Origin of the sequence: Bacillus pacificus (genome assembly GCF_020861345.1) — a bacterium.
GTDB lineage: Bacteria > Bacillota > Bacilli > Bacillales > Bacillaceae_G > Bacillus_A > Bacillus_A pacificus.
In genome coordinates this window covers 165,915-181,375 of the sequence record NZ_CP086329.1, presented here as the reverse complement: position 1 = coordinate 181,375, position 15,461 = coordinate 165,915, and the positions used below count along the sequence as shown (strand labels likewise).

15 protein-coding genes are annotated in these 15,461 nt (G+C 30.4%); 4 read left to right on the top strand and 11 right to left on the bottom strand.

Translation table 11 applies throughout. From position 1 onward, the window contains the following. Positions 1–347 precede the first annotated feature (347 nt). Positions 348–770, top strand: coding sequence for a hypothetical protein (locus LMD38_RS27925; RefSeq protein WP_046648660.1), 423 nt, complete (start codon positions 348–350; stop codon positions 768–770). A 264-nt stretch (positions 771–1,034) separates the two neighbouring features. Continuing rightward, positions 1,035–1,220 (top strand): RNA chaperone Hfq, encoded by a 186-nt coding sequence (gene hfq, locus LMD38_RS27920; protein WP_046648658.1) that lies wholly within the window; start codon positions 1,035–1,037, stop codon positions 1,218–1,220. Positions 1,221–1,526: 306 nt separating this feature from the next. Here the strand turns inward: hfq and LMD38_RS27915 are convergent, their stop codons facing one another. From LMD38_RS27915 to LMD38_RS27885, 7 genes are all read right to left on the bottom strand, one after another. Beyond that, the gene (locus LMD38_RS27915; protein WP_000207870.1) at positions 1,527–1,820 is read right to left on the bottom strand and encodes an ArsR/SmtB family transcription factor; all 294 of its coding nucleotides are present in this window, start codon (positions 1,818–1,820) and stop codon (positions 1,527–1,529) included. 86 nt (positions 1,821–1,906) lie between these two features. Next, entirely contained in the window at positions 1,907–2,335 is a 429-nt protein-coding gene (locus LMD38_RS27910; protein WP_046648657.1) for a disulfide oxidoreductase, read from the bottom strand. A 76-nt stretch (positions 2,336–2,411) separates the two neighbouring features. Continuing rightward, a complete protein-coding gene (locus LMD38_RS27905) occupies positions 2,412–2,699 on the bottom strand; it encodes a hypothetical protein (protein ID WP_000078380.1) in 288 nt (95 codons plus the stop codon). A gap of 76 nt (positions 2,700–2,775) precedes the next feature. Continuing rightward, positions 2,776–2,976: a hypothetical protein gene (locus LMD38_RS27900; protein WP_044797021.1), complete on the bottom strand. Its 201-nt coding sequence runs from the start codon at positions 2,974–2,976 to the stop codon at positions 2,776–2,778. Positions 2,977–3,009: 33 nt separating this feature from the next. Then, positions 3,010–3,654: a thermonuclease family protein gene (locus LMD38_RS27895; RefSeq protein WP_000708129.1), complete on the bottom strand. Its 645-nt coding sequence runs from the start codon at positions 3,652–3,654 to the stop codon at positions 3,010–3,012. Positions 3,655–4,082: 428 nt separating this feature from the next. Continuing rightward, entirely contained in the window at positions 4,083–6,746 is a 2,664-nt protein-coding gene (locus LMD38_RS27890) for a type IA DNA topoisomerase (protein ID WP_046648653.1), read from the bottom strand. A gap of 1,027 nt (positions 6,747–7,773) precedes the next feature. Continuing rightward, positions 7,774–9,135, bottom strand: a complete 1,362-nt coding sequence (locus LMD38_RS27885) for an RNA-guided endonuclease TnpB family protein (RefSeq protein ID WP_080344570.1) — start codon at positions 9,133–9,135, stop codon at positions 7,774–7,776. Positions 9,136–9,443: 308 nt separating this feature from the next. Between LMD38_RS27885 and LMD38_RS27880 the strand changes: the two genes are divergently transcribed. Together LMD38_RS27880 and LMD38_RS27875 are read left to right on the top strand one after the other, a co-directional pair. Continuing rightward, complete coding sequence (locus LMD38_RS27880) at positions 9,444–9,872, top strand: hypothetical protein (RefSeq protein ID WP_046648649.1); 429 nt, start codon at positions 9,444–9,446, stop codon at positions 9,870–9,872. 187 nt (positions 9,873–10,059) lie between these two features. Next, positions 10,060–10,269: a hypothetical protein gene (locus LMD38_RS27875; protein WP_071713415.1), complete on the top strand. Its 210-nt coding sequence runs from the start codon at positions 10,060–10,062 to the stop codon at positions 10,267–10,269. Positions 10,270–11,156: 887 nt separating this feature from the next. On the opposite strand, the gene LMD38_RS27870 is transcribed toward LMD38_RS27875, so the two are convergent. The 4 genes from LMD38_RS27870 to LMD38_RS27855 form a co-directional block, all read right to left on the bottom strand. Next, entirely contained in the window at positions 11,157–11,621 is a 465-nt protein-coding gene (locus LMD38_RS27870) for a hypothetical protein (RefSeq protein ID WP_225991071.1), read from the bottom strand. Positions 11,622–11,947: 326 nt separating this feature from the next. Further along, entirely contained in the window at positions 11,948–12,976 is a 1,029-nt protein-coding gene (locus LMD38_RS27865; RefSeq protein WP_046648648.1) for a BtrH N-terminal domain-containing protein, read from the bottom strand. Then, positions 12,954–14,618 (bottom strand): ABC transporter transmembrane domain-containing protein, encoded by a 1,665-nt coding sequence (locus LMD38_RS27860; protein ID WP_046648680.1) that lies wholly within the window; start codon positions 14,616–14,618, stop codon positions 12,954–12,956. The genes LMD38_RS27865 and LMD38_RS27860 overlap by 23 nt, the downstream gene beginning before the upstream one ends. Further along, complete coding sequence (locus LMD38_RS27855; protein WP_046648647.1) at positions 14,608–15,432, bottom strand: SagB/ThcOx family dehydrogenase; 825 nt, start codon at positions 15,430–15,432, stop codon at positions 14,608–14,610. The genes LMD38_RS27860 and LMD38_RS27855 overlap by 11 nt, the downstream gene beginning before the upstream one ends. Positions 15,433–15,461 lie beyond the last annotated feature (29 nt).

Sequence of the window (15,461 nt, the reverse complement as noted above, 5' to 3'; positions counted from 1 at the left end):
TTATTTTATTTTGTATATGTTATTTTTCTATTTTTACTGTCTAAACTTTGTTGTCTATTTATTATAATTCTTGGTGAATCGTTAGAATTATAAATTATTGTACCTAAATCTAATACAATAGATAGATTTTCATTAATTCTGTTCATAAAATAATCATCAGGTAACCAACCCAAAATTCATTAAAGTTCCTCCTTAAGTACATTAACGTGACAAAACTAGATTTCAGCGAGAGATACATTTTGTCATTGAAGGTTGTACTTTTTTAATTAATAACACCATAAAAATTTGTTAAATTAGAGATAGGTTATTATTGCATGGATATAGAAAGATACTAGGAGTTGAATATAATGAAAAAAAAGTATATTGAATTTATCTTAGAAAATCAGGAACATATGAAAAAAATACAGGAATTAGATAATATATCTAAAGAAATTGGAGATCATTTACTTGGTAAGATCGAAAGAACTTCTAATGGCATTTTAATTTCTGAAAGTAAAGTGCATGACTTGAGCTATCTTGAAAGGGAACTTGAGCGATTAATTGAAGATAATTACTTCATGGACAACGATTGTGATTGCTTCGGTATGATAGAGCAAGGATATATGCATGCCCTTTATAACCATTTCCCATTAGATTTGATAGAAGCTATAACCACTGAACAAACGAGAAGACATACAAGAAAAAGGCATCCTAAAAAGAGTTGGGAAAAGCTAAGATCTTATGGATTGGAAACGGTAGATAAAAGGAAGAATACGAACATCGCATTTTAATACTAAAAGTTTAAATTAAAAAATGACTCCCGACAAATTAGAAAAGACAATTAAAACAAGAATGTTGTATAATGTTGTATTTTGATAAAGAAGACCTACATGAATATGTATTAGAATAAATTAAAAAATTTGTGGTTTTATTCCTTCAAGAAAATAACCGTTCAAGTGTATATGTTATAAAAAAATATAATTACACCATTCCTTATACATTTATTAGAATGAGTTAAAAAGATTGGGACATTTAGAGAGGAGGCGCAACTATTAATGCATACACAAGAAGATTTTTATAAGAAATTAATAGAGGAACAAAGAGTAGTAACGATATTTTTAATAAACGGAGTAAGAGTACCTGGAGTCATTATTGCTGTTGATAAATTTTCAGTGCTAGTCTCCAGTAACGGAAAGCAACAATTCCTTTATAAACAAGCTATTTCAACGGTTTCTTTATAAATAAAAATCTGCTTAAAATTGAATTTTGTTAATTTAAGAAGTTGTAAAAATAAAAAAAGGAATCCTTAGTAAAAGGATTCACCCCAGGAAATATAGATAAATAAAAAGAATTAAGTTTATTATAAAATAAAAGCATACTAAACATATTGAGAAACAAAAAATATTGAAGGTTGATAGCAAAGATTAATGTTTGCTATACTAAATGCGCACAAATATATGCAAAATCACAAATAAAATAAGGGCAGCTATGCTAGGCTGCCCTTATTTTATTTTTAATTTCATAATCCGCTATTTAATTTGAGGTATTTATAAACCTAGTACACTAACAATCTGACATGCTTTGGAATTTGCAATATGATAGTACATCTCTAATCCTCTTCTTTCGGAGCGGAGAATCTTGCCACGCATCTTAGATAAATGCTGAGATACAGTTGATTGAGGGACATCTAATAGCTCTGTTAATTGTGTTACATTACAAATTTTGCGGTGTTCTAGCTCCTTCACAATTTGTAATCTAACTGGATGAGCCATAATCTTTAATAATTCTACATCCGCCTCTGGGATTTTGTACATTTCATTACTTGCTTGAATAGTTGTCATTTTAATTTCTCCTTTTATAATTTCTTTTTGTTTTAATTATCTATTTTTAAGTATGTTTTTTTACTTGAGTACATTGTTCATAACCACTATATTGTTTGTTCTTTTGTCTCTGTATCAGATTTAATATATAGAAGTATTATGATGGCTAAAAATCCAATAAAAGATAGCATAGGTATTGAGATGAATCCGAATAAATTTAAGTAATCCTCTGTACAAGAAACTCCTACTGAACAAGTCTTCATCTCACTAATAGGAAACGCTTGAATTGTAATTTGATAGACAGATAACATTAAACCGATACACGCAAATGGAAATGCATACGTGCTGACGTGCGGATCTTTTCTATACATTCCTATCCCCAGTATTAATACTAATGGATACATGGCCATTCTTTGGTACCAGCACAAATCACATGGCGGCAGCTTCATCCATTCACTAAAAAACAAACTAATTAACATTGCACTAGTAGCTATCGTCCAAGCAATTGCAATGTGGTACTTACGAATCCATTCCATTTTATGTTCTCCTCACACGATTTTAGTTGCATTGAAGGTTTTATAATAAGGATGTGATATTATCTCAATTATCTATTTAGAATGTCACTAACTTATTTCCGTATTTGGAATAACCGGTTTCAATGGATAGTATCCAATCATTTAGATCTTCCCAGTCATACCCCTTATCTTTCAACTCTGGTGGAAAGCAATTCTCAAAATCATCACGCATTCCGTACATAGTTTCTAATGCTGTTTCTAGTGGACCGAATCTATATACAATATGTGTTTTCACTCGTTTGTTTTTCTTTTCTGCTACAGCCAAATATACATATCGTCTTTCCTTTGCTAAAACAAACTTCAAGAACCCTGGTATTTGACTCATCTAAAACATTCCCCTTTCGGTTTTCCTTACCCTTTTCTGTTATATACGAGTAAGGAAAACAAGCGCTTTTGCTGTATTAATTTAAGAGATGTCTCATTTTTTTGCTTTGAAAATACAAGAACACACTCATTATGACAATATTTATCACACCAGCTGCAGCTCCAATTTTTGATATAACATACACATATTCATTACCGCTAAATGAAAATAGACTCAAAAAAATAAAGAAAGTAGAAATAAAAAAAGATAAGAGCATGTTTCTTTTGTTTCCATTCATTCAAGAAACCTCCTTTTGGAATAAGTATTGATATTAAGCTGCATCATTACGGTTATAATGCCGATTCTTTTCATCTACAAATCCTTTAATGCTCCACACACCAGCCTTTAATTCTTTTGCTTTTTTTTCTGCTTCTAGCATTTCAGGTAGAAATGTAGTATTAGGTCTAGAAATATAGGCTATAATCCCATAACCAGACTTGACCATTAATTCATTAATATGTATTCCGTTACAAAATACATAAGCCAATTTCCTACCGTATTTGTCTTCTTTTTGTCCCCGATCATAAACCAAAGTGACACTTTTCCCTTCTAGCTGTTTCTTTAAAAAGGAAGAGGCTTCTTTTCCCATCTTTTGTGGTGGGATTTTTTGAGATACAGACTCAGGAGTATCCAATAACAGTAACCTTACCGTCTGTTTCTGACCCTTTACGTTCACGTCTATCGTATCTCCGTCCTTTATATGTAATATCTTCCCTTTAACAGTCTCTAAGCCTTTTATTTTCCCCTTATAAGCTTCTGGAATATCAACAATACCTTTCCCTTCCACGTGCTGTTGTATACCGTTTTGTACTGCTTGGGCAGGTCTTGAATCATTTTTTGTTTGCGTTGAATTGCTACATGCTGCCATTTGAAATACGAATGATGTTATACAAATAGCCTTAATCCATATTTTCATATCGAAATTTCTTCCTCCTAATCAAAATACGTGAATAGCCGCATCTAAAAAACAAACGGACTCTCTATTGTATTTACTTCTCGATAATTACAACATAGGCAAAACTGTATCCATTTTGGATAATCATTATAAAGCGCTCTAAATGAGCGTTTCTTACAACTTGGACATATTGAAACTATATTTTCTTCATTCTCTTCCTGACTTTTCAATTTTTCAAAAGAAACATTAGTAGATGCTATACTAGTGGTACACAATATATATCCCCCTTTTGAGTCTTGAAATTTCAAAAACAAATAAAAAAGGACACACCTATGGCATATGTATGCGTAGGTGTGTCCTTTTGCAAGATAGTTTTAGAAGTATTTTGTTACTTTTATCATATCATAGTTCTAATTAATTTTATATATGAAATTTAAGATTTTGCGATATTATTTCTTCTTCTCATATATAAACGAGACTCTCTTCTGTGAAGAGTCATATGTTAATTTCGCATCGAATGATTTTCCTGTTTTTTTCGATATAAATCCTTTTATTGTATCCGTCATATTCTTTTCTAATAATTTTTTTATTTGACTAGCTGTAATTCTTTTTTCAAGTATCATTCCTGAAACAATGAAATCACAGCCCTTCTTGTATTGTTCGCATAGATAGTTTGTTTTCCCTATTATGACTCTACTCTGGCATAATGGACATTTACCTACTGTACGATCATCTGTAGTTGGAAATTCAAAACAAATACTAAGATCCGGGTTTAATCGAATCGCAGCTGTGAATTCTCCTTTTCCCCCACTAAAACCACTAATGAAGTCTGTTACATTGTTATTAACTAGCTTTTTAATCTGGCTATCGGATAATTTCTTGCCTTTAATTTTAGCCGGCAACATAAAATCGCATCCGTTTTGATATTCTGAGCACCCAAAAAACGTTTTACGGTTTAGGATTTGTCCTTTTTGACACTTTGGACACTGACCTAGCGATAATTCTTCAACTGAAGGTAGATTAAAGCTGACTTCACCGTTAACAAATGCTAGATAAGCAGAAAACTCTTTGCCATTAGATTTAAAACCTTTTATAATGTCCGTTTTATTTTCTTCAAACAGTTTTTTAATTTGTGCTGCAGGAATTGTTTTTTCTTTTATTCTTTTGGGTAATCCAATGTTACAGTTTGGATGATTGCTACACCCGAAAAATTTCCCTCTATCTAAAATTATTCCATTTCCACAAGGACATTGGCAGACTTCTATTTGTTGCTTCCAGGTCTCTATTAGGTTGTGCGAAACCGTGTCAGGTATTCTTATAATCTCTTGTGTTATTTTTTGTACAAATGTATTTGTTTGGGCAATGAAGTCCTCATAACTCATTTCATTTTTTTCAATACGGTGTATCATTCCTTCCATTTCAGCTGTGTATAGTGGATCTTTAATTTGCTGAACAGGAAATTGTTCAATAAAGGCACGGCCAATTGGAGTCGTAGTAATTTTCCCTTTTTCAATGGCTATATAGTTCTTCTCATGTAAAGCTGGAATAAAGGTTGCTTCGGTTGCAACGGTTCCAATTCTTTTCCCCTTCATTAATTCCTTTAAATGTTCATCGTCAATTTTCCGTCCTGCTGTTTCCATGAAAGTCAGAATTGAGCTTTCTGTGTGTAGAGCTGGTTTCTTTGTTTTGGATTCCTGTAACTCAAAATCGCAAATTTGAAGTTCCTGTCCTTTCTGCATGATAGGAATTTTAAATACTTCCACACTTTCTTCCTCTATTTCCTCTTGAAACACTTCTAGAAACCCTTTTTCTCGAAGTACACTTTCTTTTGTTTGATAGTTATTTCCCATCGCGTCAATAAGCGATACTTCTCTTACCAGGTATACTGCAGGACGCATGAAATTACCCACAAAACGTTTTACCACGAGGCTATATAGTTGTTTTTCAATCTCTGGACGACCTTCCTCTTGATATTGTTTAGTCGTCGGTATAATAGCAAAATGGCTTGATACAAGCTCATCATTGAACGTTTTATGTTTCACATCAATTGCTTCAATGTCGACGGATTGTACCAGTAAAGAATACTGACTCTTAGCTAGTGCCTGCATAACACCTTTTACACGGTCCACTTGTTCTGTAGGTAAATGCCTAGAAGATGAGCGAGGGTAGGTTATGAAACCTTCTTCATACAAAGTTTGAATGTGTTTTCTGGAAGTTTCAGCATTAATTTGTAATTGCGCATGAGCATCTTTATACAGGTCTGTTAAGTTATATAGTAATTTAGGATTCTTCTTCCTGGTTCCCTCTTTAAACTCTTCTACTACAAGATATTGTCCTTTTAAATCTTCTCCTAAACTTCTTAATGGCGATGGGTTTAACACTTGGTCTTCTGTTTTCATAACCGGTTTAAGTCCTAAATCTGTTATTAGCTGCAGATGATAATAAGATTGTTCTTTATAGTTTTCAATTGCTAATTCGCGTTGGCGTATCTCATTTAATAAACACATTTGTACACGGCCGGATGACAATAAGAACTTATTTTGTGCTAATTTTGTGGTACATCCCCTGGTTATATTCATCCCTAATAGATAATCCAGATACTGCCTTGCTTTAGCAGAATACGCGAGTCCATCGTATTTAGACGCACTTTCTAATCGATTGAGAGCTGTCTCTAATTCTGCCGCTTCAAAAGAGGATTTATATACACGAGATTGCTTTTTATTCACACCTGCAAATTCATATACTTCCCTATAAATTAACTCTCCCTCGCGGTCCGCGTCACAAATGTTCACCGCATGGTCAACATCAGGGCGTTGCAGCAGTTTAACAAGGATTTGTAATTGTTCAGCATTCTCTTGTTTCACCTTATAAGCTGGCTCATAAATTAAAGGTAAGTGTTCTAAACTAAACACTTTGTACTTTGGATCCATCTCTTCTGGATTTTTTAATTCCAGCAGATGCCCACGGCACCAACTGACAATATAATGTTCATTTTCATAATAACCATAATAAGGTTTGCTACCAATGTACTTTTGTGAGTGACGGAATCGTGGCGATTTCATAATTTCATTGGCCACTTTTGGTTTTTCGGCAATAAATAATGTTTTCCCCATAACTTTTTCCTCCTTAAGCAAAAAAAGGACACACCTACGCTATGGTTATGCGTAGGTGTGTCCTTTTGCAATATGATTTTTTCAGTATTGGATTACTTATATAATAACATTTACTCTATTTATATACAAATCGAATCAATGTTCAATGAGACTCCTAAATATCTATCAGGTTGTTTAAACTTCGCAATGATTTTGTGAAGTGCCGAGCATTTCCCCAATTTCAATACATCTATTGTTATGTTTTAACCCCGATAATAGATAGATGATTAATAACGAATATTGCGACAATCCCTTGTATATCAACAATATCCTGCTTTTTTACCAGCAAATTAATGTATTATGTAACGGTCTTTGTGTTACACCCTTCAAAGCATTCAGGATGCCTTTGTATCAATGTTTTTTAACATTCGATACTACCTTATGGAGCGTATACACCTGGTAAATTTACCGTGTATCACTTCTCCATTTATGGCGTGGAAATCCGCCGAAAATTTAATAATTCACACTCCTGCACCCAGGGTTTCTTAATGATTTGTTATCTTTTTAAATACATCTATTAGTTTGTTAAACCCTAAATAGAGGGTCCTAACCGACTTATTAATAAGTATTTCAATACATCTATTATTATGTTTTACCTACCAGGTTCCTCCTTTTATATAAAAAGAGGACGCATTTCAATACATCTATTATTATGTTTTTCCTAAGATTCCTACTCATATGGTTACTTGGCTGTCCGCATTTCAATACATCTATTGTTATGTTTTATCTCGATAATATATGGATGATTAACAATAAATATTGCGACAATCCCTTATATATCAACAATATCCTGCTTTTTTATCCGCAAATTAATGTATTATGTAACGGTCTTTGTGTTACATCCTTCAAAGCATTCAGAATGCCTATGTATCAATGTTTTTTAACATTCGATACTACCTTACGGGGCGTTGACACTTGGTAAATTTACCGTGTATCACTTCTCCATTTATGGCGTGGAAATCCGCCAAACTACTTCCTACTACATTATTTAATTAATATTTTCCATCTGCTCTATATACTGTTCTTTATATTTTGTTAAATTTAATTTTTCTTGTAACTTCAATTGTTTTTGTATTACCTTCTCAATATTGTACACAGAAATGTTTTTGGCAGCATTGTAGTCTGCATGAACTTTAAAACTACATTGCTGACATTCAAAGGTAGATTGATTTTGCCGATTATTTTTATGGATATACCCACATTCACTACATCGTTGACTTGTATAGGATGGGTCAATTTTCACCACTTTAATCCCATATTGATTTGCCAGATTCTTGATTTTTTCCTGCAAATCAAAATACGTCCAATTTTTTAGGAATGTTTGTTCTTTACTTATTCCTTGTAAATCCTCTAATTGTATAGTGCCACAATTATATTTTAAGCACTGTTGCACTATATAATTGGCATACTTATGATTCGTAGCATTTCTAAACTTGGCTATTTTATCATTTAGTACTTCAATTGGTTTAATTCGTTTTTTACGGCCTTTCCCTATCCTATTTCCACTACAATACTTACCTTGGCGTAATAAACTTATACGTCTATGCTCAATTTTTTTTCGAAAAGCCTCAATTTCTTCACCACTAATTGCCCCTCTTACCAAACCTTTATTAAACGCAAAATAGAGAACATTTATTTTCCCCATATCTATGCCCATAATTAAATCTTCATCAAATTTAAGTTCTTCTTTTATATTTGACTTATAAGTAATAGATAAATACCATTTCTTTTTATGTTTATGGAGCATGCAAGCGCCTTTGGCATATGTACTATCAATTATTCTATCTAAAATTACCTTCATACTATTTTGTTTTCTTGTCGATAATTTCACTAAAATTTTACCATTGGGTAAATCGTTTTCTTTTATAAATTTTGATGAAAAAAGAGATACGCTTGCGATATAATCACCACTCTTTTCTTTTATTATCTGAATAGAGTTTCCATGAATATCAATTGGTAAATTGTTTCGGAATGAAGGAATGGACATCTCACCACTCCAAATTTCTTTTTTTCTACTATTCCAGGTCTTAATTGTCTTCTGTAGAGTAGTGGACATATTGGCTTTATTAATATCTTGATATTCTTCTTTTAACTGATCATAAATATATCCACTTATGGTTTTTTGAGTACACCCATATAATTGTTGGGCACTTGGATATTGGCCAGTATCCTTAAAGTGCTTCAATGATTGATTATCATATTCCCACAATTTTTGTATAGTTCTATTCCCAATAGTTCTAAAATGATATGAAAGTGTACGTAAATATATTTCAAACGTCTTCCATTCTATATTTACAGGACAGACTATTTGGTATTTCATTACTTTTACAGCTATGCTCAAATATGTCACCTCACCGTTATATTAATCAATACATCAATATAACCGTTTTATTAAAAAATATACTCTGTTTAGCTTTTATCCTTATTTGTGCTGCATTAAAATATATACTAAAATGTAGTACCCTGTCCCACTCGTAACGGAACTAATGTTTTAATATTTAAAGAAAAGACGATTGTTTATCATAAATGTAAGGATATTATTCTAATTCGAAAAAAATTTGCCATATAAATATCCATTCGACAATATATTACATTTTATAAATGTATATTGTGTTATGATATCGAAGGATTTATCTACAGTAGGAGGAACGCATAAATATGTTAAAAAAATTATCAGTATTTCTTATTGGTACTTTGCTATTATTTGGTTTAGCAGCCTGTGATAGCATCAAATCGGTGGCTAGCGATGTTACAGTAGGAAAAGTAATTGAAGAATTTAAGACTGCAGGACTTGAAGCAGAACAGCCTAGTGATCTACCGGAAAAAGAATTTGGGAATACTAGAAAAGATGCGAAACGCATTCTTGTACCAGCACTAGGAGAAGATAGTGGTGGTAGAATATTTGAGTTTAAAAACAAACAAGATCTTGAACAAGCGAAAAAGTACTATGACGATTTAGGTAACGGTAATCAAATGTTATTCTCTCATACTTACGCAAAAGGTAATTTTCTTTTACAAATGAATGGTGACATGGAAGATGCCCAATTTAACAAATATAAAGAAGTAATGGACAAAATAATTAAGTAAGTTAAGGAATCCGCTTTCATTTTTCAGAAAATATGATATGATTATATTTGGATGGTAGCTCGTATAAATCTTATTAAATTTAAAGTGGTTATCAAGTCGAAGAAAAGGCACTCAAATGAGTGTCTTTTCTTATGGACAAAGTAATATAAATTATATTATAAATATATAGTAATTATAAGTAAATGGGGTGTATATCATAATTAATTTCGAGCCATTAAGTCCAGTTATGAATGACATAGCAATCAAACTTGCCATGGTACTATTTATACCGTTATTCCTAGCATTAATTGTCAAAGTTATACTTATGAAATTTATGAAAGAGTCGATTGCTGGCAGAATTGCAAGTCTATCTCTATTATTTTTCATGTACTATGTATTTATATTTGTTGCAGGATAAACAGGTATCTTAGGGTGTCTGTTCCTTTTAAAAGTTAGAATCAAAGTGATTTTATAATTTCATTGGCCATTTTTGGTTTTTCTGCAATAAATAACGTTTTCCCCATACCTTTTTCCTCCTTAAACAAAAAAGGACACACCTACGCTATGGTTATGCGTAGGTGTGTCCTTTTGCAATATGATTTTTAAGTATTGGATTACTTTATATGATAACATTCCCTCTATTTATATACAAATAGAATTAAGATTCAACGGAACTCTTTAACATCTATTGTTACGTTTAACTTCCGATAATATAAGAACAATTAGCATTAAATATTGTGAAAATTCCTTAGAAAACAACAATATCTTGCCTTCCAACCAGTAAACTAATACACCGGTCTTTAAGTTACATCCTTCAAGGCATTTTCAATACTCACATATCAATAATTTTTACACCTGACATTATCTTGTAAAAGATTAGCATCTAGTGAAATTAATTGGTGTAATTTTCCATTTATGATGTGGAAATCCACCAAACTATCCCCTACTAACTTAATATTTTATTAGATTTAATTTCTCTTGTAGTAAACTATAAAATATAAATATAGCAGTTTACATTATACTTTAATATAAATGCCGTTGATTCTCTACAAATCATTAGATGACATCAAGTTTACTTGTTTATGTTAATCATACATCATTTCTACAATAATGGTTATCAGTATATCTAAGCTTTAGATGCCTATTATAATTTCTCTGTAGCTCTTTGTATCAAAAGCTCATTACTGAATCTGAAAACTTGCATTCTTGTTTATAAATCTAATTTTCTTTATCAGGTCTTCTAAATATAAAAGTTTTGTGTATCCTTGTAATTCAGTTGAAATTAGTAGCCTTGCAATAGAGCACCTATAAAAAGTATTTATAGTAACAGCAAATAGTAACAATAATACCTACTACAGCAAATAGTATACTCCCTAAACTGAATGTAGAAATTTTCATTTGAAATGTTTTGATTTCACCTATCTCTACTCCCGCATTAAAATACTTATCAGTAACTTTAGCAATATTCTCTTGATAATTAACAAAATAAGGTACTAACCAAATATAACACAAGAGGACGAGGCTTCCTATAAATAGTGCATCAATAAATGGAACACTCCAATTTAATGAAACAATAAATATTATAGTGAGCTCTATTAAAATAACAAACAATATAATTATTATATTTTTAACTTTTTTGGGAAGTGTTTTAAATAAGGTGTCATTTAGAATTTTTTCTATTTTAACCCATAAAATACTGAGTAACAAAATCAAGCCTAATAATATAAAACTTACTAAAATTTTAAATACAGCAAAGATAAAAATATACATAATCACACCTCAAAAAGTTAAACATGTTATTTTATTAAATATTTGAGTTTTTGTTCGGTATCGCTCAGAACTCATTTTTGCTTTATTTCTTTATAATTATTATTTGCTACATAGTTCAAGTTTTTTATGTTCTTAAACACTTTTTGTAAAGAAGTTATAATTTAATGCTATTAAAGAAGTTTTCAAAACTTACGTAATACTATAAATAAGAAAGTTTATGGAGCTAATCCAAAATAATCTTTATAAAACACCAGAAACCGTAAATGTTTATATTGCATATATAACTTAACAATATTTGACGTGAATTTGTACATTCGGAACCACTTTTAATTGCTAGAGTTTAGAATTAACTTGGAGGAAGTTGTTTTATTAACGATGTAAGATATTGTTTCCCAAAATTCTTTTTCTAATAAGTATATATCCTCTAAGCACTTTTGAATTTCAATTAAATTTTTTCTTTCTTTAGTTCGGCCTGTAACAAAGAATTTTCTACCAAGTAATTTGTACAACTTATTGATTTTTTGCATTTTATTAATACAGGAATACTGCTCAATTTCTTTGAAATACGAAGAAGCTTCTATTAAAAATTCTGTATATAACTTTCTAAATCCACTTCCCCCACTTCCAATTTTCTCAATCATCATATAAGTATGGAGGCAACATTCTTCCCATTCTGGTAATTCAGTCCAATAAGGTATTTCAGCTGAAAGTTTTTTAATGTTCAGAATTCCATAATTATCATTTTGATTTTGAAGCATATCATTAGCATTTTTCCACATACCTTTCAGCATGGCTTCACGAATATCTTCGATAACAAACGGATACACAGGTGCCCAAACATTTTTACGATCATATGGCACTTTCGCTTGATTAATTGCTTTTTTTAAATCTATTAGGCTTAATGAAAAATATTCACTAGATATAAAGTCAGATACAAGGAAAGTCTTCTTTCTTATATCAAAACCTAAAATAGTAAACGTATGTCCAGCGACATTTCTTCCTCCTTTAGTTCCATAAAAATCCAAATAACCAGTTTCCGAAATTACTAATATAGGGATATCATTTTCTAAAAAACTAATTATTTTATCTACGTTCAGTACTTCACCACTATACCACTTAAAATTATGATTAATAGCATTAAAAAAATTATTTTCAAAATAGGGTGTACGAGTAATTAATAACCTTGGATAGTTATTTGCAAAACTAAAATAACTAAAAAACAAACCGCTCCCAATCCCAAAAATCATAGCCTCACTTAAAGGCTGCTTATAATACATCATAATTTCTTGAATAGCAGTAGAAGAACAATGTTTTCCAACTAAAGAAGGAAAATCAGAAATTATGTGTGTGTTCACTTATACTTCCCTCCCGTACAAATTTTTCTTGTTCCAGGCTAATCACATTATCTTCTAGCGCTGGATTTGCAAAATGATCTACAACAATAATTGTTATATGTTCTTTCAAACTGTTCATTACATTTTTGATCTCGTATCTAATTTCAGAATCTAAATTGGAAAAAGCTTCATCCAGAATTAATATTTCCGGATAACTTTTCAAGACGCTAATAATAGATAATAGTTGTTTTTTTCCCCCAGATAATTCTGAAATAGTTTTACTAGGTTCTAATAAAGAAACTAGTACTTTCACATATTTATCAATTATGATTTTTTTCTCAGGGTTTATAAGCTTGTTATAATTATTTTCTTCAATTAAGTTTAATTGATCGGTAACATTTTCTGCAATAAATTCAGGCTCTTGAAATGCAACACTAATGTTTTTTCTTAACATTTCAATATCATATCTTGTTACTTCATAACTATCTATATAGATTCCACTAGATTTTATAAATTGAATTAAAGATAAAATTAGCGTTGATTTTCCAGATGCATTTCTTCCCACTAAATAATTAATTTTTCCTCTTACAATCTCACCTGTAAAATTACTAACAATATTTTTATTCCCTAGCTTTACTTGTGCATTTTTAAAAAGCACATTACCTTGCATATTTTTTTCTAACTTAACATGATTTTTTTCTTCCAAGTCCAAACATAGTAATTCATGCACTCTTTTTATAGAAATTACACTAATCTTAAAATCAATAAACAATGACATAATTCTTTGAATTGGTGAGAAAAAATTCATAGTATAAACTAAAAATGCAGACAAGGCCCCAATGCTTAAAGTGTTATTCTTCACCTCTGAAAACCCAATTATTGCAATTAAACCAATTAATAGACAAAATAGAATAGTCATTGTAATATTCATAACTGCAACTAATTTAGCATTCTTGGATTGAGTTTGAGAAATTTTAACGACCCTATCGTTATATTGTTGATCAAAACCATTTTTTCTTACATATATTTTATAATTTTTAAAATTAAGTTGAATTTTCTCTATTACATTTGATAAATAATCTCGATGTTCTATCAGTTGCATATTGATTATATTAAGTTTGCTATTAAATAGATAAAACACACCATAATATATTGGTAAAATCATCAAAATAATTAAAGTTAATTTTAGGTTAAGAGCCATTAAAATTAAGAAGGTACTTATAAATACCAAACACTGCACGATTAGGTCAAATATTATAGAATTAAGAATTCCTTGACACTGTGGAACATCATATGTAATAATCTGCGTAAGATTTTTGTTTTCAAGATTTATAAATCTAAAATAATCCGATCGTTTTAATGTTTCATTTATCTTCTTTCTTAATACTAAATTACTGTCAATTACAACTTGATTATCTAAAATTACAGCATAATATTTTATTATTAATTGAACAATTATGATAGAAATAAAGATCCAGCCATATTTTATTGCAAACCCATACAAATTACTAATTGTAACATTATCAATAATATATTTTAAAATAAGTGGGAAAGCGATTTCATTTAAAGCAAGAAAGCAGGAAAATAAGAACAATATGATAAGTTTATATTTTTGCTTCTTATACAGATTTACGAGAAACTTCCATAGCACTTTATTCTTCACTTCCTGTTTCCTCATTTTCATAATATAAATCACTATATTTAGTCCCCATTATTATTGGGGTAGGGTATTTTATTCCTCCGAAAACATGCGAAAGTAACACAAATTCGTTTTCTCCATCAATTTCTAAAAAATCATTTACTTTATTTTCATATATTCCAAAAATTGCTCTAATACCTAAGTGTTGTGCACTGCTTAATAAATAAAGATTTTGAGAAAGATGCCCCATATCTAAATGTATTAATTTATAACCCCTATCTTCATATTTACTACTTGTTTGATCAAGATTTGCAACATGAAACATAATAAAAGAAGCGGAATGAATATGTGTATTATCAACATATAGATTATTAATAACTTCTCTAAAATTTCCTTTTCTAATCATTTCTAAGGTACTTTCTTCCTTATTATAATAATATATACCTTGTTCTAAATTTTCGACGTTAAAAATCGCTATATAAATACTTATAGGATATTTCCCCCCTGCAGATGGGGTAGCATTATGCTGTTGATTAACATATCCATATGAAAAATGAAGCAAGTTTGAAAGTGTTTTAAAACCAATTCTTGTGCGGATTTCTAATTCTGCAACAGATTGCCTACTATTTAAAACTTGATAAAATTCTTGCTTAATCATAGTCTTATCTATACAAAGAGGAATGCTTTTAATACAATAATGTTGTTTTTTTATTTTTGTGGAATAGTCATATACTTTATGCTTTGAAATCCCAAATGAGCTCATGGGGGTTGCTCGAGTATTGCAATCATACATTCTGGATAATATATACTGCTTTGTATGATCTTCAAATTTATTCACAACAATTACCTCCTCTTTTTATATATTCT

Coding starts and splice junctions, on each gene's coding strand:
- LMD38_RS27925 (WP_046648660.1), top strand. CDS start 348: ATGAAAAAAAAGTATATTGAATTTATCTTAGAAAATCAGGAACATATG.
- hfq (WP_046648658.1), top strand. CDS start 1,035: ATGCATACACAAGAAGATTTTTATAAGAAATTAATAGAGGAACAAAGA.
- LMD38_RS27915 (WP_000207870.1), bottom strand. CDS start 1,820: ATGACAACTATTCAAGCAAGTAATGAAATGTACAAAATCCCAGAGGCG.
- LMD38_RS27910 (WP_046648657.1), bottom strand. CDS start 2,335: ATGGAATGGATTCGTAAGTACCACATTGCAATTGCTTGGACGATAGCT.
- LMD38_RS27905 (WP_000078380.1), bottom strand. CDS start 2,699: ATGAGTCAAATACCAGGGTTCTTGAAGTTTGTTTTAGCAAAGGAAAGA.
- LMD38_RS27900 (WP_044797021.1), bottom strand. CDS start 2,976: ATGAATGGAAACAAAAGAAACATGCTCTTATCTTTTTTTATTTCTACT.
- LMD38_RS27895 (WP_000708129.1), bottom strand. CDS start 3,654: ATGAAAATATGGATTAAGGCTATTTGTATAACATCATTCGTATTTCAA.
- LMD38_RS27890 (WP_046648653.1), bottom strand. CDS start 6,746: ATGGGGAAAACATTATTTATTGCCGAAAAACCAAAAGTGGCCAATGAA.
- LMD38_RS27880 (WP_046648649.1), top strand. CDS start 9,444: ATGTTAAAAAAATTATCAGTATTTCTTATTGGTACTTTGCTATTATTT.
- LMD38_RS27870 (WP_225991071.1), bottom strand. CDS start 11,621: ATGTATATTTTTATCTTTGCTGTATTTAAAATTTTAGTAAGTTTTATA.